The 16,853-nt window shown below is 70.4% G+C and carries 19 protein-coding genes and 1 tRNA gene; 9 read left to right on the top strand and 11 right to left on the bottom strand.

The window, feature by feature from the left end; genetic code table 11:
- Window positions 1-25: 25 nt before the first annotated feature.
- The 3 genes from EDM22_RS05430 to EDM22_RS05440 are packed head-to-tail and all read right to left on the bottom strand — an operon-like array spanning window position 26 to window position 2,088.
- Window positions 26-319 carry a GNAT family N-acetyltransferase gene (locus EDM22_RS05430; protein WP_245989226.1) on the bottom strand — a complete coding sequence of 98 codons (294 nt, stop codon included), beginning with the start codon at window positions 317-319 and terminating at the stop codon, window positions 26-28.
- Window positions 316-768, bottom strand: coding sequence for an Hsp20/alpha crystallin family protein (locus EDM22_RS05435; RefSeq protein ID WP_122936044.1), 453 nt, complete (start codon window positions 766-768; stop codon window positions 316-318). The genes EDM22_RS05430 and EDM22_RS05435 overlap by 4 nt, the downstream gene beginning before the upstream one ends.
- A 39-nt stretch (window positions 769-807) precedes the next feature.
- The gene (locus tag EDM22_RS05440; RefSeq protein WP_138708035.1) at window positions 808-2,088 is read right to left on the bottom strand and encodes a hypothetical protein; all 1,281 of its coding nucleotides are present in this window, start codon (window positions 2,086-2,088) and stop codon (window positions 808-810) included.
- Window positions 2,089-2,351: 263 nt separating this feature from the next.
- Between EDM22_RS05440 and EDM22_RS05445 the strand changes: the two genes are divergently transcribed.
- The 3 genes from EDM22_RS05445 to EDM22_RS05455 all read left to right on the top strand — a co-directional run bounded on the left by EDM22_RS05445 (window position 2,352) and on the right by EDM22_RS05455 (window position 5,640).
- Window positions 2,352-4,304, top strand: coding sequence for an alpha-amylase family protein (locus EDM22_RS05445; RefSeq protein ID WP_122936046.1), 1,953 nt, complete (start codon window positions 2,352-2,354; stop codon window positions 4,302-4,304).
- 176 nt (window positions 4,305-4,480) lie between these two features.
- Entirely contained in the window at window positions 4,481-5,152 is a 672-nt protein-coding gene (locus EDM22_RS05450) for a DUF6766 family protein (RefSeq protein WP_122936047.1), read from the top strand.
- A 122-nt stretch (window positions 5,153-5,274) separates the two neighbouring features.
- Window positions 5,275-5,640: a DUF7882 family protein gene (locus EDM22_RS05455; protein WP_122936048.1), complete on the top strand. Its 366-nt coding sequence runs from the start codon at window positions 5,275-5,277 to the stop codon at window positions 5,638-5,640.
- A gap of 39 nt (window positions 5,641-5,679) precedes the next feature.
- On the opposite strand, the gene zwf is transcribed toward EDM22_RS05455, so the two are convergent.
- Genes zwf through EDM22_RS05480 form a run of 5 tightly spaced genes read right to left on the bottom strand, consistent with a single transcriptional unit; the run spans window position 5,680 to window position 10,983 of the window.
- Window positions 5,680-7,086 carry a glucose-6-phosphate dehydrogenase gene (gene zwf / locus EDM22_RS05460; RefSeq protein ID WP_122936049.1) on the bottom strand — a complete coding sequence of 469 codons (1,407 nt, stop codon included), beginning with the start codon at window positions 7,084-7,086 and terminating at the stop codon, window positions 5,680-5,682.
- Between the two features lie 36 nt (window positions 7,087-7,122).
- A complete protein-coding gene (locus EDM22_RS05465; protein WP_122936050.1) occupies window positions 7,123-9,003 on the bottom strand; it encodes a glycoside hydrolase family 15 protein in 1,881 nt (626 codons plus the stop codon).
- Entirely contained in the window at window positions 9,000-9,743 is a 744-nt protein-coding gene (locus EDM22_RS05470) for a DUF3618 domain-containing protein (protein ID WP_122936051.1), read from the bottom strand. The genes EDM22_RS05465 and EDM22_RS05470 overlap by 4 nt, the downstream gene beginning before the upstream one ends.
- Window positions 9,740-10,201, bottom strand: coding sequence for a phage holin family protein (locus EDM22_RS05475; protein ID WP_122936073.1), 462 nt, complete (start codon window positions 10,199-10,201; stop codon window positions 9,740-9,742). The genes EDM22_RS05470 and EDM22_RS05475 overlap by 4 nt, the downstream gene beginning before the upstream one ends.
- Before the next feature lie 26 nt (window positions 10,202-10,227).
- Window positions 10,228-10,983 carry a hypothetical protein gene (locus EDM22_RS05480; RefSeq protein WP_138708036.1) on the bottom strand — a complete coding sequence of 252 codons (756 nt, stop codon included), beginning with the start codon at window positions 10,981-10,983 and terminating at the stop codon, window positions 10,228-10,230.
- Between the two features lie 415 nt (window positions 10,984-11,398).
- Between EDM22_RS05480 and EDM22_RS05485 the strand changes: the two genes are divergently transcribed.
- Both EDM22_RS05485 and EDM22_RS05490 read left to right on the top strand, forming a co-directional pair.
- On the top strand, window positions 11,399-11,764 hold the full coding sequence (locus EDM22_RS05485; protein WP_122936053.1) for a DUF7882 family protein: 366 nt from the start codon (window positions 11,399-11,401) through the stop codon (window positions 11,762-11,764).
- Between the two features lie 85 nt (window positions 11,765-11,849).
- Complete coding sequence (locus tag EDM22_RS05490; protein WP_138708037.1) at window positions 11,850-12,188, top strand: hypothetical protein; 339 nt, start codon at window positions 11,850-11,852, stop codon at window positions 12,186-12,188.
- A gap of 101 nt (window positions 12,189-12,289) precedes the next feature.
- On the opposite strand, the gene EDM22_RS05495 is transcribed toward EDM22_RS05490, so the two are convergent.
- Window positions 12,290-12,362: transfer RNA gene (locus EDM22_RS05495), tRNA-Arg, on the bottom strand.
- A 147-nt stretch (window positions 12,363-12,509) separates the two neighbouring features.
- On the opposite strand from EDM22_RS05495, the gene EDM22_RS05500 reads away from it, so the two are divergent.
- From EDM22_RS05500 to EDM22_RS05515, 4 genes are read left to right on the top strand one after another with little or no spacing between them, the layout of a single operon-like run.
- The gene (locus EDM22_RS05500; RefSeq protein WP_138708038.1) at window positions 12,510-12,938 is read left to right on the top strand and encodes a hypothetical protein; all 429 of its coding nucleotides are present in this window, start codon (window positions 12,510-12,512) and stop codon (window positions 12,936-12,938) included.
- Window positions 12,935-14,164 (top strand): Nramp family divalent metal transporter, encoded by a 1,230-nt coding sequence (locus EDM22_RS05505; RefSeq protein WP_122936056.1) that lies wholly within the window; start codon window positions 12,935-12,937, stop codon window positions 14,162-14,164. Before EDM22_RS05500 ends, EDM22_RS05505 begins: the two co-directional genes overlap by 4 nt.
- On the top strand, window positions 14,161-14,553 hold the full coding sequence (locus EDM22_RS05510; protein WP_122936057.1) for a hypothetical protein: 393 nt from the start codon (window positions 14,161-14,163) through the stop codon (window positions 14,551-14,553). Before EDM22_RS05505 ends, EDM22_RS05510 begins: the two co-directional genes overlap by 4 nt.
- Window positions 14,540-14,890, top strand: a complete 351-nt coding sequence (locus EDM22_RS05515; RefSeq protein WP_122936058.1) for a PRC-barrel domain-containing protein — start codon at window positions 14,540-14,542, stop codon at window positions 14,888-14,890. The genes EDM22_RS05510 and EDM22_RS05515 overlap by 14 nt, the downstream gene beginning before the upstream one ends.
- Window positions 14,891-14,944: 54 nt before the next feature.
- Here EDM22_RS05515 and EDM22_RS05520 read toward each other — a convergent pair whose 3' ends face one another.
- Both EDM22_RS05520 and EDM22_RS05525 read right to left on the bottom strand, forming a co-directional pair.
- Window positions 14,945-15,889, bottom strand: coding sequence for a carbohydrate ABC transporter permease (locus EDM22_RS05520; protein ID WP_122936059.1), 945 nt, complete (start codon window positions 15,887-15,889; stop codon window positions 14,945-14,947).
- On the bottom strand, window positions 15,886-16,853 hold a 968-nt coding region (locus EDM22_RS05525), incomplete at its 5' end, for a carbohydrate ABC transporter permease (RefSeq protein WP_425455157.1). The genes EDM22_RS05525 and EDM22_RS05520, both read right to left, overlap by 4 nt.

The following is a 16,853-nucleotide window of genomic DNA, read 5'->3' on the forward strand; positions in this document are numbered from 1 at the left end:
GTTCGGCGACCGCGAATGCGGCCGGTCAGGGCCAGTCGACGGATGCCTCGTAGCCCTCGTGTCGCTTGAGGTACGCGGCGATGAACGGGCAGTACGGCACGATGCGCTCGCCGCGCGCGACGGCGTCGTCGAGCACGTGCTTGGCGAGCGCGGTGCCGAGCCCCTGGCCCTCGTGGCCGGGGAGCACCACGGTGTGCGTGAACACGATGCGCCCCGGACGGGCGCGGTACTCCGCGTACCCAGCGAGCTCGCCGTCGAGGAACATCTCGTAGCGATGCCGCTCCTCGACGCGGTCGTACCGCACCCGCTCGTCGGTCACGACTCGACCGGCTGCACGGTGTCGCCGGCGGTCACGCTCGAGTCGCCCGACTCCGGGGTCTCGACGGCGACCTTGCGCGGCTTCGCCTTCTCGCTCACGGGGATCGTGACGCTCAGCACGCCGTTGGCGTAACTCGCCGAGATGCGCTCGGTGTCGACGCCCTGGCCGAGGCTCAGCTGGCGCAGGAACGACGCGGCCTCGCGCTCGCGCGTGATCCACTTGACGCCCTCGCCGGTCGCGAGCGTGCGCTCAGCGCGGATCGTGAGCAGCTGGCCGTCGACGTCGATGTCGACCGAGCCCGGGTCGATGCCCGGGAGGTCGGCGGTGAGCACGTAGTGGTCGCCGTCGCGGTAGAGGTCCATCGGCATGCGACGGGGGCCGCGGCGAGCGCTGTCGAACAGCGCGGATGCCACGCGGTCGAGGTCGCGGAACGGGTCGTGGTTGGCCATGGTGGTCTCCTTCCATCAGCGAAGTTGAGTCGGTGGGACTCAGGTTCGCCCTAACGATACCAAGTTGAGCCCCGGTGGCTCAACTTCTACTCGAGGAGAACGCGCCATCACCGTGGAGATTCCGCGGTCGCGTGCGCTGAGGGCGAACGCGCGAACCGTCGCGAGCGTGAAGGGTGGAGCGGGCACGCGCGAGCCCGCAGGCACCGCGCCCCGTTCGGCGGCGGCGAGGGCGGCCTGCTCCGCTCCACGGTGCGTCGTGACGACGAGGGTGATGAGCCACACGAACACGAGCGTGAAGGCGACGATCTCGAACAGCGTGAGGTTCACGAGCGAGAGCAGCGCATAGGCGACCCATGCCGTGGCCAGGAACACGAGGAACACGTCGGAGACCACGACGAGCGTGCGCGGCATCCGTCGTGCGAACCACCGGGCGCCGACCACGAGCGCGCCGAAGGACGCGCCCGCGGTGCTCGCGAACGAGTCGTGCAGGCCGGTCGCACCGTCGATCGGCACGAGGCCGACCCCCATGAGGCTGACGCCGATGAGGGAGATGAGCACGCGCATGCCCACGAGACCCTGCCGCCGCACGGCGAACCGGGATGCCGTGAGGGCGCGGGTGAGTGCGCCCGACATCAGCGCGATCCCGCCGCCCGAGAGCACGACGGCGCCGTTGAAGCACATCGCCGCCACATCGTCGGAGGTTCCGAGCGTGCTGAAGTTGTGCGCCCACCAGTGACCGGTCGGCGTGAGGCTCATGCTCGCGAGACTGCCCGAGGCGAGCAGCATCGCCATCAGGTTGAAGGTGCGGTACGTGTCGTTCGCGACCGAGCGTCGATGCGTGTGCGACGTGACGACCGCCATCGCGGACCCCAGCACGAGGCCGACCACCTCGTGGCCCCCCGGGATCGCGTTGAACGCGTCGCCCGTGAACTGGACCGCCAGCATCACGATGACCCCCCACGCGAGGCCGTTGAGGCCGGCGCGCACCCGCAGCGCGGCGTCGAGGACGCCGAAGATGGGGCCGACGATCGGCGTCACCGCGACGAGCAGCGCGAGCAGCGCGACCGCGACGGCGACCACCGGGATGAGCCATGCGGGCCCCTCGGCGAGGGCCGGCGAGTGACCGGCCGGGTCGTGGAAGTGCACGACGAACAGGCGAACGCACGCGACCAGCACCCCGGCGAGGATGAGCGTGCGGCAGGCGTTGCGCACCAGCGCGCCGACGAACGCGCCCGCCGAGGCCGACGGACGCGGCCGGAACCGCGGCAGCGCCGCTTCCGGCGCGCGATCGAGACCGGGGCCGCTGCGCAGCATCCTCATAGCCGAATCCTCGATCGCGGACAGTCAGATGGGTGGGAGCCTACCCAAACGGGGTTCACCGGTGCTTCCACATCAGGGGGAATCGGCGGGACGAACAGGCTATTCCCAGCAAAACGGAGGATCCACTCCCCCGAATGGGGTACGAGGCGGCCCGAGCCGGCTCGCGGGCCGCGCCGCCGTCCGCGGCCGGGCGCGGGCAGGACTGGGACCATCCTCCCCGTCATGACCGCGCGTTCGGGCGCCGGATGCGGCAGGCTGTGCGTATGGCACGTCTGGGTCACGACGCCGATGTCGATCTCGCCCGCATCCGAGCCGCGCGCTCCACGAGCCCCGCGAGCCGCGCGCCCGGCGGCCCGGATTTCGATCGCCGGCTCGACGAGCACTTCGGCACCCTCCACCGCCTCTTCGCCGAACTCTACGGCGAGCGCGAGGACGCCCTCGAAGCGCTCGCCGGCGTGATCGGCGACGCCGAGGCGTCCTGGACCGCACGGCCCGCGGACCTGCGCGAGCTCGACGCCCGGCGCGAGCACGAGCCGGAGTGGTACGGGTCGAACCGCATGCTCGGCGGGGTCTGCTACGTCGACCGGTACGCCGGCAACCTCGCGGGCGTGCGGGCCCGAATTCCCGAGTTCGTGGAGCTCGGCCTGACCTACCTGCACCTCATGCCGCTCTTCGCCGTGCCGGAGGGCAACTCCGACGGCGGCTACGCCGTGTCGAGCTACCGCGCGGTCGCGCCGCACCTCGGCACCATCGACGACCTGCAGGCGCTCGCAGCCGAGCTTCGCGCGAACGGCATCTCGCTCGTGCTCGACTTCATCTTCAACCACACCGCGTCGAACCACGAGTGGGCGCAGCGTGCGGTCGCCGGCGATCCCGGGTACGAGGACTTCTACCTGATCTTCCCCGACCGCACGATGCCCGACGCCTACGAGCGCACCGTGCGGGAGATCTTCCCCGACGACCACCCCGGCTCGTTCGTGCAGTTGCCCGACGGGCGCTGGGTGTGGGCCACCTTCCACTCGTTCCAATGGGACCTCAACTACGCGAACCCGGCGGTGTTCCGCGCGATGGCCGGCGAGATGGTGTTCCTCGCGAACCTCGGCGTCGAGGTGCTGCGCATGGACGCGGTCGCGTTCATCTGGAAGCAGCTCGGAACCCCGTGCGAGTCGCTGCCCCAGGCGCACCTGCTCCTGCAGGCGTTCAACGCGGTGCTGCGCATCGCCGCGCCGTCGCTCCTGTTCAAGTCCGAGGCGATCGTGCACCCCGACGAGGTGATCGAGTACATCTCCCTCGAGGAGTGCCAACTCTCGTACAACCCGCTGCAGATGGCGCTCACGTGGGAGGCGCTCGCCACGCGGAATCCGCAGATGCTCGCGCAGGCGCTCGAGCGGCGCCACGCCCTGCCCGGCGGCTGCGCGTGGGTGAACTACGTGCGCGGGCACGACGACATCGGCTGGACCTTCGCCGACGAGGATGCCGCGGAGTTCGGCATCGACGGGTTCGACCACCGCCGGTTCCTCAACGCGTTCTACGTGAACCGGTATCCCGGGAGCTTCGCGCGCGGCGTGCCGTTCCAGGAGAACCCGCGCACCGGCGACGCCCGGGTGGCCGGCACGACGGCGTCGCTCGCCGGCATCGAGGCGGGTGACCCCCGGGGCGTCGACCGGGTGCTCCTCGCGCACGCGATCGCCCTCTCCACGGGCGGCATCCCCCTGCTCTACCTCGGCGACGAGGTCGGGCAGCTCAACGACTACTCCTACCTCGACGACCCCGATCTCGCCGGCGACAGCCGCTGGGTGAACCGGCCGCGCTACCCCGCGGCGGCGTACGCGTCCCGTTCCGACCCCACGACGCCCGCAGGCGCCGTGTACGCGGGCCTCACCCGGCTGATCGCGGCGCGGCGGGCGACGCCCGAGCTCGCGGTGGGTCCGCTCGTGGGCTTCGACGCGCGGCATCCGCACGTGCTCGGCTACCAGCGCCGGGCGGCGGCGGATGCAACGACGGCGGCGGGCGGCCCGGCGACCACCGTGCTCGTGCTCGCCAACTTCGGCGACGAGCCCGCCGTGATCGACGGGCTCACGCTCTCGGGCTTCGCGCCGCAGGCGCACGAGCTCATCACGGGCCGTACGGTCTCGCTCGCTCGCGGCCTCGTGCTCGACGGATGCCACGTGGCGTGGCTCCGGGTGACGCCGGTGGCTCCGCTGCCGCGGTTCTGAACCCAGCGGCGCCGCCCAGCCGCCGCACCATCGCCGTCGACTGTCAAGGGGACGCGATGCCGCTCGGGCGCGGGATACGTTCAGCCCATGAGAGTCGTCTTCAGTTCGTGGCTGATCGTGATCGGTGCCGGGCTCGCCTACATGCTGGCCATCGGCCTGTCGGGGCGGTGAGGGCGATGCGACTGCGCCAGCACGGCCTCAGCCTCTTCTTCGGCGTGGCCTTCGTGCTCGCCCTCGTGGGCCAGGCGTTCGCCGGGTTCGCGCAGTTCAACGAGGAGCAGGCGGCCCACGGCTCGCCGCCGGTCGGGATGGGTGCCTTCCTCACGTCCTCGGCGTTCGTCGTGGATGTCGCGGAGAACTGGCAGTCGGAGTACCTGCAGTTCTTCCTCTTCATCTTCGCGACCATCTGGCTCGTGCAGCGGGGCTCCCCCGAGTCGAAGAAGCCCGGCGACGAGGGGCTCGACAGCGATGCGGAGCAGCTCGTCGGCGAGCATGCGAAGCCCGACTCGCCGCGCTGGGCGAGCGTCGGCGGCTGGCGCCAGGTGGTCTACTCGAACTCCCTCCTCCTCGTGATGGGCGCGATCTTCCTGCTCTCGTGGCTCGCGCAGTCGATCGCCGGCACGGTCGTCTACAACCAGGAACAACTCGACCACGACCTGCCGACCGTCGCGTGGAGCGGGTACGTCGTGAGCGCGGACTTCTGGAACCGCACCCTGCAGAACTGGCAGTCGGAGTTCCTCGCGGTGGGCACCATGGTGGCGTTGTCGATCTTCCTCCGCCAGCGCGGATCGTCGGAGTCCAAGCCGGTCGGAGCGCCCCACGCGGAGAGCGCCTCGAGCGCGGAGTAGCCGGCGGCACCGTGCGCTGCGGCGTCGGCGTGCACGGGAGTCCCGCCGCGGGCCGAAGGTCCCTGCCTCCTCGTGACTGCACGGTCAGACTCGATCCCGGATCGCGGGGAGGTTCCATCGCCATGGGCAGACTGCACATCGGTCACGAGACATCCGCCGAACTCGACGACGACCTGCTCGAGCACGTGTTCGCCGTCATCGTCGCGAAGCTGCGGCGGCACGAGTCCGTGCTGCTCGAGTGGGACTGCCCCGACGGCCACACCGAGCAGGTGCTCGTGAGCACGTCCGTGCTCGTGCGTGCGGAGTTCGCCTCCACGCGCCCCGACCGACTCGATCATGCGTGGCTCGACAGCCTGATGCTCGCCGCGAACAGCAACGGCGGCATCTGCCTCTCGGTCGCCGCCCTCGCCCTCCGCGCCGGGGCCATCCCCACCCGGCACCCCGACGTGCGGGATCACCACCTGCGGGTGCCGAACCTGCCGCACTGACACCGGCCAAGTCGCCGCCCGAACCGGCTGCCCACCCGGTCAGACCCAGGGCTCGCGCCACCCGCCGTGCTCTGCGACGAGGGAGTCGGCGTCGTACGGCCCCCACGTGCCCGGCGCATAGCGCCGCACGGGCGGGGGCGCGTCGATGAGCGGCTGCATGACCCGCCACGCCTCCTCGATCGTGTCCTGCCGGCCGAAGCGGGGACTCGCGCCCACGAGCGCGGCGTGCAGCAGGACCTCGTAGGGGGTCGGGCCCTCGCCGCCCTTGGCCGCGAACTCCATGTCGAGTTCGACCGAGCGAGGGATCGCGGCATCCGCCCGCTGCGCATTGAGCACGATGCGCACGCCCGTCGAGGGGTCGAGCCGGATCACGAGCTGGTCGGGCTCCGTCTCGGCATCGCGCAGGCCGAAGCCGAGTCTCGGGGAGTGCGCGAACACCAACCGCACCTCCGTCTGGGTGACGGGCAGGAGCTTGCCGGTGCGGATGAAGAACGGGACGCCCGACCAGCGCCAGTTCTCGATCTCGAGCTCCAGCGCGCAGAAGGTCTCGGTCGTGGAGTCGGCGGCGACGCCGTCGACGTCACGGTAGCCGTCGAACTGTCCTCGCACGTACCGCCGCGGGTCGGCCTCGACCATGGCCCGGAACAGCGAGAGCTGCATGTCCTTGATCGTCCCCGGATCCCCGTGCGACGGCGCCTCCATCGCGACGGCGGCGACCACCTGCATCAGGTGGTTCACGACGACATCGCGGAGCGCGCCGACGGGATCGTAGAAGTGACCGCGCCCCGCGATGCCGAAGTCCTCGGCCATGGTGATCTGCACGCAGTCGACGTAGTTGCGGTTCCAGACCGGTTCGAGCATGGTGTTCCCGAAGCGCAGGTAGAGGATCTCCTCGAGGCCCATCTTCCCGAGGTAGTGGTCGATCCGGTAGATCTGCGACTCGTCCACGTACTGGTGCAGCTCTGCCGCGAGCGCCCGAGCCGAGGGGAGGTCGTTCCCGAAGGGCTTCTCGATGACCACGCGGCCGTGCGCGGCGAGACCGGCATCCGCGAGGCCCTGCACGACGGTCGCGAAGAGGCTCGGCGGGGTCTCGAGGTAGAAGACGGGCGTGTTCGCTCCGTCCATCGCGACCGCGAGCCGGTGGTACGTGGCGGGGTCGCCGAAGTCGCCCTGCACGTAGCGAAGACGGGCCGCGAAGCGCCCGAACACCGCCTCGTCGAGCGGCTCGCCCGTCTCGTCGATCGACGTCCGCGCCCGCTCGACGAGCCGGTCGACGGTCCAGTCGTCGAAGGCCACGCCGACGACGGGACAGTCCAGCAGCCCGCGCAGCTCCAGCCGGTACAGCGAGCGGAACGTCATCACCCTGGCCAGGTCGCCCGTGATCCCGAAGATCACGAGGATGTCGCCGCGTGCCTCGCGTCGGTCGTCCGCATCCGCTCGCACCATCCGCCCCTCCCGGTCCGCATCGTCGCCGAGCGCCGGTCAGCCCGCGCGTCGGCCCTTCTTCAGCACGGGGTCGACGTAGCCGGAGCCGTGATCGAGCTGGTAGTCGAGGTTCACCGCGGCGTTGATGAGCGCGAGGTGGCTGAACGCCTGCGGGAAGTTGCCCAGCTGCTCGCCGGTGAGGCCGATCTCCTCGGCGTACAGACCCAGGTGGTTGGCGTAGGTCAGCATCTTCTCGAAGGTCAGCTGCGCGTCGTCGAGCCGCCCCGACCGGGCGAGCGCGTCGACGTAGAAGAACGAGCACAGGGTGAACGTGCCCTCCGAGCCGCGCAGCCCGTCGGGCGAGGCGCTCGGGTTGTAGCGGTAGACGAGGCTGTCGGAGACGAGCTCCTCGTCCATCGCGCGCAGCGTCGACAGCCACATCGGATCCCGCGGCGCGACGAACCCCATGAGCGGCATGAGCAGCAGCGAGGCGTCGAGCACGTCGGTCTCCTGGTGCTGCACGAACGCCTGCCGCTCCGCATCGAACCCCTTCGACATGACCTGCTCGTAGATCCGGTCGCGTTCCTCCGTCCACCGGTCGATCGACGCGGGCCGACCGCGCGACTGGGCCAGGCGGATGCCGCGGTCGAGGGCGACCCAGCACATGAACCGGCCGTACGTGAAGTTCTGCCGGCCGCCGCGGGTCTCCCAGATACCCTCCTCCGGCGAGTCCCAGTGGTCGCAGACCCAGTCGAGCATCTCCCGGATCTGGGTCCATCCCACGTGCGGGAGCTGCAGACCGTGGGTGTCGGCGAGGTGGATCGAGTCCATGGCCTCGCCGTAGATGTCGAGCTGCAGCTGGTCGGCCGCGCCGTTGCCGATGCGCACGGGCCTCGATCCGCGGTATCCGGCGAGGTGGTCGAGGGTCTCCTCGACGAGGTCCGACGAGCCGTCGACGCGGTACATGATCTTCAGCGGTCCCGACGTGTCGCCCACGCTCTCGTGGATGCGGTCCATGAGCCAGGAGACGAAGGCCTCGGCCTCCTCCGTGTAGCCCAGGCTGAGCAGCGCATAGACCGAGAACGACGCGTCGCGGATCCACGTGTAGCGGTAGTCCCAGTTGCGCTCGCCGCCCACCTGCTCGGGCAAGGCGGCCGTGGGCGCCGCCACGAGCGCGCCGCTCGGCGCGTAGGTCATGAGCTTGAGGGTCATCGCCGATCGCTCGACCATCTCGCGCCAGCGGCCCGTGTAGGTGGAGCGGCTGTTCCAGTCGCGCCAGTACCGTCGCGTCTCGAGGAACATCGAGAGCAGTCGCTTCTTCGCCATCTTGCGCGGCGGGGCGCCGCCCGACTCGAGCAGCATGCCGGTGATCTCACCCGCGTTCAGCGTGGCCGTCACGCGGACGCCGTCGCCGTCGGGCTCGACGCGGCCGGCGCGCTCGTCGCCGTGCATGACGGGGTCGCCCACCCGGTGCACGGTGAGCGAGAGGTCGTCGGCCACGAAGATCGCGCCTTCGTCGGTGATCTCGGTGCGGTGCGGCATCCGCCCGTAGTCGAATCGGGGCTGGATGTCGGCTTCGAAGGTCATGGACCCGCGCACCACGCGGATGAGGCGCGCGAGCCGGTGGCGATCGGTCGCCGCTCCCTCGATGACCGGCATGAAGTCGATCACCTCGCCGACGCCCGCCTCGGTCAGGAAGCGGGTGATGAGGATCGCCGTGTTCGGCAGGTACAGCTGCCTCGTCACGTAGTCGTCGACCGCCGGCTTGACCCGGAGGTGCCCGCCGCGCTCGGGATCGAGCAGCGACGCGAACACGCTCGGCGAGTCGAATCGCGGACAGCAGAACCAGTCGATCGTGCCGTTCACGTCCACGAGCGCTGCGGTCTGCAGGTCCCCGATGATCCCGTGGTCGCTGATGTTCGGGTACTCGTCGGTCATGCGAAGGCCCCTTCCCCCTGCGGGGATCGTGGCACGGCGCCACGGCCGCGGGCAAGGCCGGATCTCGAGGAGGCGCCACCGAGTGCACGTTCGACAGCCGCGGCGAAGGCCGGTGACGGATGCCGCGGCGGCACCCTGTCACCGGCCTTCGCCGCGTCTCGGGGGGGGACGCAGAAACCCGGCGGGCCCGCCGCGTGCTTCGCCTCGCCGGACACGCTGTCCGCGGCGGCAGCACCCTCGGCCTTGACCGTGTCGACCGCCTCGGCGGCGCGGTCCTTGACGGAGTCGACCGCCTCGCGAGCGGGCTCGCGCAGGTGGTCGGCCGACTCGGCGGCGACGTCCTTCACCTCGTCGATGAGCGGCTCCGCGGCATCCTTCGCCTTGTCGGCGAGCCGCTGCTCGGGCCGCGACGCGGGCACGAGCGAGGCCGCGAGCAGGCCGGCGCCGAATGCGATGAGACCGACCGCGATCGGGTTGCCGCGGGTGCTCGACGCGACCTTGTGCGGTGCGTCGGCCACGGCCGATCCGGCGTTCTCGAGCGCGTCATGGGCGGAGTCGCCCACGTCGCCGGCGACGCCCATGACGCGGTCCTTGACCGAGGTGAGGGCGCGGCGCACCTTGCGGCCCTGGCGCTGCGCCGCCTTGCCGGGGTTCACCTTGTCGGCGAGCGCGTCGACGTCCTGGCCGAGCTCGGCACGGGTGCGTTCGATGTCCTCGCGGATCTGATCTGTGTTGCTCATCGGTTCTCCTCATTTCGCTTCAGTGTGTCCGGGATCTCCTTCAGGGTGTCCACGGTGTTGGGCATGCCCGAGATCGCGTCGATCTCCCGCTTCCCGACGACCGCGAGGATCGCGGCGACGATGCCCCAGATCACGGCGACGACGATGCCGGACCAGACGAGGCCCATGAGGAAGCCGAGCCCCCACCAGATCGCCACCGACAGGAAGACGAGCGCGAGCATGCCGGCGACGCCGGCGCCGCTGAAGAACCCGGCGCCCTTGCCCGCCCGCTTCGCGGACTCGCGCAGTTCGGCCTTCGCGAGCTCGACCTCCTGGCGCATGAGCGTCGAGATGTCGCGGGAGACCTCGGCGAGCAGGTCGCCCAGCGAGGTCCGCTCGGCCTGCACCTCGGACGGCGTGGGCTGATCGTCAGCCAGCCCCGTCTGCACGGTCTGCGCCGCACGGCGCTCCGACGGCATGCGCTCGCCGGGGAGGGAGGCATGGGTCATCGGAAGTCACCCGTCTCGTAGCTCGGCTGCTGGTATGCAGGCGGCAGGGTGCCTGCGCCCGTGCCGTCCGACTGGTCGCCGAGGCCGGATCCGAGGTTGGAGTCCGTGGTTCCCGCCCCCGCGCCGACGGTCGTCGCGACCGGCGGCTGGGTGAGCCGCGGCGGGGTTGCGGCGGGCGCGTCGAATTCGAGCGTGCGGTCGGATGCCGCGGCGCTCCGGTCGCCGTCCTCCGACGGGGTGGCCAGCGCGCGGGTCAGCCGTCCGACGACGACTCCTGCGCCGACGGCGATCGCGAGGAAGACGCCCGGGCGGCGTCGCGCGAACGACTTGACCTCTTCGACGAGGGCACCGGGATCACGCTGTCCGAGCCAGTTGCCCGCAGCGTCGAGGCGCTGTCCGGCCGCACGGACGAGCTCGGGCGCGTAGCCGTTCGCCCCGGGGGTCTCGGCCATCGTCGAGAACGAGGAGGCCGTGGAGTGGAGTCCGTCGGCGAGACGGGACTGCTGGGTCGTGGCCTGCGTGCGCAGCTCGCCCTGAACGCGCCCGAGGAGTCGGCGAGCCTGTCGGCCGGCTTCCGCCGCGACCGACTTGGTCTCGGTCTTCGCGACGCCGGCGACGTGCTTGGTGGCGTCGCCCGCATCGGAGGCGAGCGTCGAGGCGTCGGCTCCTGCCGTGGAGCCGGTCGGCTCGACCGGAGTCGTGGGGAACCGCTCGTCCGCGGCGATCCCGCCCTGATCGTAGGGGTTGCTCATGTTCATGGTGGCTCTCTTCCTGTGGAGGACGACCGAGCAGATCGCGGTGGCGCGACCGTCGAGCCGCTGTCGGAACGCCAACGCTAGGTCGGCGGTTCGTCGGGAAACAGACCCTTGCGACATCAGGAAGGGGCGCGTATAACCGGGCGCGAGACGTCTCGACCCGAAGTCGGCATCCCCGGTTGACGCGTCGCCGCCTGCGGTGTGCCAGTACCGGCTCGGCGTTGTCGATGCTCCCCCGAATGGGGGGTTGTGCGGCGTATAACGCAGTCGTCGGAGAAGGTCAAGACCTACCGCCGATCGAGCGCGAGCGCGACACTGGAATCGGGTCAACAGCCCCTGCAATCCAGCTCATCGGAAGCGGCGGATCGCCGTTCGCCGGAGCTCCACAACTGTCGCAGTCGAGGAGGTCGTCATGGGTACGTTGCACATCGGACACGAAGCGGTCGTCGATCTCGACGACGACCTGCTGGAGCACGTCTTCGCCGTTCTGGTCGCGAAACTGCGGCGGAACGAGCCGGTGCTGTTGAGCTGGGAAGACCCCGACGGCCGACTCGAGCAGGTGCTCGTGCAGGCCGCCGCGCTGCTGCGCGCCACTTACGACTCCTCGCGCAAGGAGCGCCTGGACCACGCGTGGCTGGAGTGCCTGATGATCGCAGCGAACAGCAATGGCGGGATCTGCCTCGCGACGGCCGACCTCACGCGGCACACCCGCACCATTCCGACCCCGCACTTCGCCGACGGCGAGCACCACGTGAGGATCCCGCTGGAACACCGCTGAGCTCGCGACGCGCACGCCCCCGACATCCGGAACCGGGTTGTCAACCCCGTAGAGGCTCCCACCGGAGTGCATGAGCATGGCCCGCATGAGGTACGTGCGATATGCAGGCGAGACACTCCTGACCGGCGACGCCATCGCGGAGGCCCTCGTGCAACTCGCGGAGGTGGCGGCGGAGCACCGCTCCGCCGCGCGCATCCGGATCCCGATGCAGCTGCTCGGCGGCGACGTCGGACAGGCGACGCTGCTGCTCGGTCCGGCCAGCGAGATCGTCACGACGCCCGGCCCCCTGGATGTCGAGGAACTCGTCGACGAGCCCACGGTGGCCGAGATCGACGAGCGCATCTGGGGCTTCGAGCGCCGGCACGACGACCCGCGGGAGCGCGTCCGCTATCCGAGCGTGGACCGCTGGTACGACGACCTGTGAGCGACGGGGACCGGCCCAGGAGATGGACGGTCAGCGACCCCGGAGACGAGCGAAGCGGTCCGCATCCGCGGACCGCTTCCTCTTCACTGTCTCAACCAGTGTGCGCCCGGAGGGACTCGAACCCCCAACCTTCTGATCCGTAGTCAGATGCTCTATCCATTGAGCTACGGGCGCATCAGATGCCGCCTGGGCGAGCTTCGCGAGCAGGCAACCCCGTTACTCTAACGCACGTCGCGCGCGCACGCCAATCGGGGGCGCTGCGTCAAGGCCTAGCGCCGACCCCGTCCAAGTCGCAGCATCGGACTGGACGAAGGAGCGGGCATGCGACGCAGGGTCGGGGCGATGGCGGCGACCGCGCTGCTCTCGATCGTCGCGCTCACCGCGTGCACCTCCCCCACGGCACGGGTCGACGACGCCGTGGACCAGTCCATCGCCGCGATCGCGTCCGCACGCATCGCGCTCGACCTGCAGGGCGACGGACGCATGTTCACCACGACGGCGAGCGCGACGGTCACCGACGCCCGCCGCGAGCTCATCGGCGCGTCGCGATCGGTGGCCGAGACGGATGCCACGACCGCCGCCGAGGCCGACCATCGCGACGAGACCCAGGCCGCCGTGACCGACGCGATCGTCGCGGTCGATTCCGCGGCCGACGCGCTCGCCGGCGTGGGAGACCTCGACACGGCACTCCGCGAGGTGGAGCACGCCGAGTCCGTGCTCCGCGACCTCGCGAAGGAGGACGCCTCGTGAAGCGCATCTTCGCGGTCGCCCTCGGCATCCTCACCGCGATCGGCGGATTCGTCGACATCGGGGATCTCGTGACCAATGCCGTCGTCGGTTCGCGGTTCGGACTGGGGCTCGTGTGGGTCGTGCTCGTCGGCGTCGTGGGCATCTGCCTGTACGCGAACATGGCGGGCCGGGTCGCCGCCGTGAGCGGACGAGCGACGTTCGAGATCATCCGCGAGCGCCTGGGCCCCCGCGCCGGCTTCGCCAACCTCGCGGCCTCGTTCCTCATCAACCTGCTGACCCTCACCGCCGAGATCGGCGGCGTCGCGCTCGCGCTGCAGCTCGCCTCCGGTGTGGACCCCATGCTGTGGGTGCCGCTCGCCGCGTTCGGCGTGTGGATCGTCGTCTGGCGGGCCAAGTTCGACCTGCTCGAGAACGTCACCGGGATGCTCGGGCTGACGCTCATCGTGTTCGCCGTGGCCCTGTTCCTGCTGTCGCCCGACTGGGGCTCGCTCGCCGGCCAGGCGCTGGCCCCCACGGTCCCGTCCAGTGAGTCCGTGGCGACGTACTGGTTCTACGCGGTCGCCCTGTTCGGCGCGGCGATGACGCCGTACGAGGTCTTCTTCTTCTCGTCGGGCGCCATCGAGGAGGGCTGGAAGCGCAAGGACCTCATGACCGAACGGCTCAACGTCTTCGTCGGGTTCCCGCTCGGCGGTCTGCTCTCGATCGCGATCGCGGGCTGCGCCGCGGTGGTGCTGCTGCCCGAGGCGATCTCGGTGACCTCGCTCAGCCAGGTGGTGCTGCCCGTGGCGCAGGCGGGCGGCACGGTGGCGCTGAGCTTCGCGATCGTCGGCATCCTCGCGGCGACGTTCGGCGCCGCGCTCGAGACGACCCTGTCGAGCGGATACACCCTGGCGCAGTACTTCGGCTGGTCGTGGGGCAAGTTCCGCCGCCCGGCACGCGCCGCCCGCTTCCACCTCTCGATGATCGTGTGCATCGTCGTGGGCGTGCTCATCCTCTTCACCGGCGTCGACCCCATCGCGGTGACCGAGTACTCGGTCGTCTTCTCCGCGGTCGCGCTGCCGCTCACGTACCTGCCGATCCTGCTCGTCGCGAACGACCGCGAGTACATGGGAACCGAGGTCAACGGCCGCGGCGCCAACGCCCTCGGCGTCGTCTACCTCGTCATCATCCTCATCGCCGCCCTCGCGGCGATCCCACTGCTCATCCTGACGGGAGCGGGCGCATGACCATCCGACGTGACCAGACCGCGGGGCTCGTGCTCGACGCGCAGCTGCACCTGCTCGACCGGCAGGTGCTGGACCGCGACGGGGTGCCGGTCTCGACCGTCGACGACGTGGAGGTGGGCGGCATCCGGCCCGGCGAGCCCGTCGACCCCGCCGCCCCGCCGCCCGTCATCACCGACCTGCTGGTGGGCACCGAGATCGCGACCCGCATCTTCGGCGGCAGGCCGCCGGCATCGCGTCGCATGCCCATCTCGTGGCGACTCGTCTCGGACGTGGGAACGGTCGTGCGGCTCGGCGTCGCCGGCGACTCCCTCGATGCGGGCTGGGTCGAGCGCTGGGTGAGCGAGCACATCATCGCTCGGATCCCGGGAGGCCGCCATGATCCTGAGTGATCTCATCGGAGCGCAGGTCGCGGATGCCGAGGGCACCCACGTCGGCACCGTCGTCGACGTGCGGTTCGTCATCGACGGCAACCCCGGCCAGTTGCTCGCGGATGCGCGCCTGGCCGGTCTCCTCGTGAGTCCGCACGGGCGTTCGTCCACGTGGGGCTACGAACGCAGTGGGGCGACGGGGCCCTGGCCGATCGCGCAGTGGCTCCGGTGGCTGCACCGCGGCCTCTTCCTGGTGCACTGGGAGGATGTGTCGATGGTCGACGTCGGTCGCGTCGCCCTGCGCGCGGGCTACGAGCGCCACGACGCGGCGCTCGGCCCGCGAACCTCCGACGGCTGACGGCTGACGGCTGACGGCCGCGGCCGCGGCAGGAGCCCCGCGGCATCCGCCCGCTCAGCCCTTGATGCCCGTCGAAGCGACGCCGTCGATGATCTTCCGCTGCGCGAGGAAGAACACGATGATGAGCGGCACGGTCGTGATGACGCTCGCCGTGATGATCACCTCCCAGTGCCACTCGCCGCCGAAGCCGTAGGCGTCCACGAGCGACTTGAGTCCCCTCGGCACCGTGAACGTGTCGGAGTCGCGCAGGTAGATCAGCGCACGCATGAGGTCGGTCCACACCGCCTGCACCTCGAACACGAGCACCACGGCGAGCGCCGGCTTGGTGAGCGGCAGGGCGATGCGCCAGAAGACGCCCCACTGCGACGCGCCGTCGATGCGCGCCGCCTCGAAGAGATCGCGCGGCAGACCCAGGAAGAACTGGCGCAGCAGGAAGATGTAGAACGCGCTGCCGAAGAGGTTGCCCGCCCACAGCGGTGTCAGCGTGCCCACCTGCCCGAGCGCGTTCCAGATCAGGAAGACCGGGATCATGGTCACCGCGCCCGGCAGCATCATCGTCGCCAGCACGAGTACGAACAACGCGCCCCGGCCGCGGAACCGGAAGTACGCGAAGCCCCACGCCACCATGGCGCTCGACAGGGTGACGGTGACGGCGGCGAGCACGGTGACGAGCAACGTGTTGAGGAGCCACAGCGCAAGCGGCGCCTCCTGCCAGACCTGGACGTAGTTGTCGAGGGTGAACGTCTGCGGGATCAACTGGTTGTCGAAGACCTCGCCGCGCGGCTTGAACGAGGCGCTCACGAGCCAGACGAACGGGTAGAGGAACACGACGCCGAGCAGCGAGAGTCCGACCCACGCGACGATCGTGCCGGCGCGCTTGCGAGCGCGGTACCGGCCGCGACCGGCGGCTCGCGCCGCGGCATCCGTCGTGGAGTTCACGGCGGCGGCCTGCGCGGCGGCCGACGCTGCGGGGGCGGTCGGGCGGATGTCGGTGGTCATCGGTCCCCCTCGTAGTAGACGAGCCGCCTCGAGACGACGAGCTGCACCGCGGTGACGATCATGATCACCAGGAACAGGCCCCACGCCAAGGCGGAGGCGTAGCCCATGTGGAGGTACTCGAACGCCTGCTGGAACAGGTAGATGACGTAGAAGAGGGCCGCATCGTTGCTGTACGTCGTGTTGCCCGCGCCGAAGAACGCGGTGTACGCCTCGTCGAACGTCTGCAGTCCCGCGATCGTGTTCACGATGATCACGAAGAACAGCGCCGGGCTGATCATCGGCACGGTGATGCTGAACGACTGCCGCCAGAAGCCGGCGCCGTCGAGCTTGGCGGACTCGTACAGCTCGGTCGGCACGTTCCGCAGGGCGGCGAGCAGGATGATGACGGATGCCCCGACCGTCCAGAGCGACATGAACACGAGGCCGGGCTTCACCCAGGCGGGATCCGTCGTCCACGCCGGCCCATCGATGCCGAACCAGCCGAGCACGGAGTTGATGAGCCCGTTCTGGCCGTTGAAGAGGAGCAGGAACAGCACGCCCACTGCGACCGGCGGCGTCATCTTGGGCAGGAAGAAGAGGGTGCGGAAGAACCCCGACGCGCGGCCGGCACGGTCGAGCAGCAACGCGAGTGCCAGCGAGACCACGACGTAGAGCGGCACCTGCAGCGCCGTGAAGTACACGGTGTTGCCGAGCGCGATGAGCACCTTCGGGTCCGCCGCCATCTGCGCGTAGTTGGCGAAGCCGACGAACTCCGGACTGTTGATGACGTCGTAGTCCGTCAGCGAGAGGTAGGCGCTGTAGATCATCGGCCACGCCGTGAACACGACGAATCCGATGAGCCACGGACTCAGGAACAGGAGCGCCGAGAACAGGTTCCGCCGCGCGGCGCGGCGGCGGCCGGGTGCGCGGTCCGTTCGCCCCGCGACCGAGCCCGCGCGCGGGGCCGGCGGCGTGCCGAGCGGCC

It is taken from the genome of Agromyces tardus, from assembly GCF_003710805.1.
Lineage (GTDB): Bacteria > Actinomycetota > Actinomycetes > Actinomycetales > Microbacteriaceae > Agromyces > Agromyces tardus.

Coding starts and splice junctions, on each gene's coding strand:
- EDM22_RS05490 (WP_138708037.1), top strand. CDS start 11,850: ATGAGGTACGTGCGATATGCAGGCGAGACACTCCTGACCGGCGACGCC.
- EDM22_RS05470 (WP_122936051.1), bottom strand. CDS start 9,743: ATGAGCAACACAGATCAGATCCGCGAGGACATCGAACGCACCCGTGCC.
- EDM22_RS05480 (WP_138708036.1), bottom strand. CDS start 10,983: ATGAGCAACCCCTACGATCAGGGCGGGATCGCCGCGGACGAGCGGTTC.
- EDM22_RS05455 (WP_122936048.1), top strand. CDS start 5,275: ATGGGCAGACTGCACATCGGTCACGAGACATCCGCCGAACTCGACGAC.
- EDM22_RS05450 (WP_122936047.1), top strand. CDS start 4,481: ATGCGACTGCGCCAGCACGGCCTCAGCCTCTTCTTCGGCGTGGCCTTC.
- EDM22_RS05485 (WP_122936053.1), top strand. CDS start 11,399: ATGGGTACGTTGCACATCGGACACGAAGCGGTCGTCGATCTCGACGAC.
- EDM22_RS05520 (WP_122936059.1), bottom strand. CDS start 15,889: ATGACCACCGACATCCGCCCGACCGCCCCCGCAGCGTCGGCCGCCGCG.
- EDM22_RS05435 (WP_122936044.1), bottom strand. CDS start 768: ATGGCCAACCACGACCCGTTCCGCGACCTCGACCGCGTGGCATCCGCG.
- EDM22_RS05515 (WP_122936058.1), top strand. CDS start 14,540: ATGATCCTGAGTGATCTCATCGGAGCGCAGGTCGCGGATGCCGAGGGC.
- EDM22_RS05440 (WP_138708035.1), bottom strand. CDS start 2,088: ATGAGGATGCTGCGCAGCGGCCCCGGTCTCGATCGCGCGCCGGAAGCG.
- EDM22_RS05500 (WP_138708038.1), top strand. CDS start 12,510: ATGCGACGCAGGGTCGGGGCGATGGCGGCGACCGCGCTGCTCTCGATC.
- EDM22_RS05445 (WP_122936046.1), top strand. CDS start 2,352: ATGGCACGTCTGGGTCACGACGCCGATGTCGATCTCGCCCGCATCCGA.
- EDM22_RS05510 (WP_122936057.1), top strand. CDS start 14,161: ATGACCATCCGACGTGACCAGACCGCGGGGCTCGTGCTCGACGCGCAG.
- zwf (WP_122936049.1), bottom strand. CDS start 7,086: ATGGTGCGAGCGGATGCGGACGACCGACGCGAGGCACGCGGCGACATC.
- EDM22_RS05465 (WP_122936050.1), bottom strand. CDS start 9,003: ATGACCGACGAGTACCCGAACATCAGCGACCACGGGATCATCGGGGAC.
- EDM22_RS05475 (WP_122936073.1), bottom strand. CDS start 10,201: ATGCCGTCGGAGCGCCGTGCGGCGCAGACCGTGCAGACGGGGCTGGCT.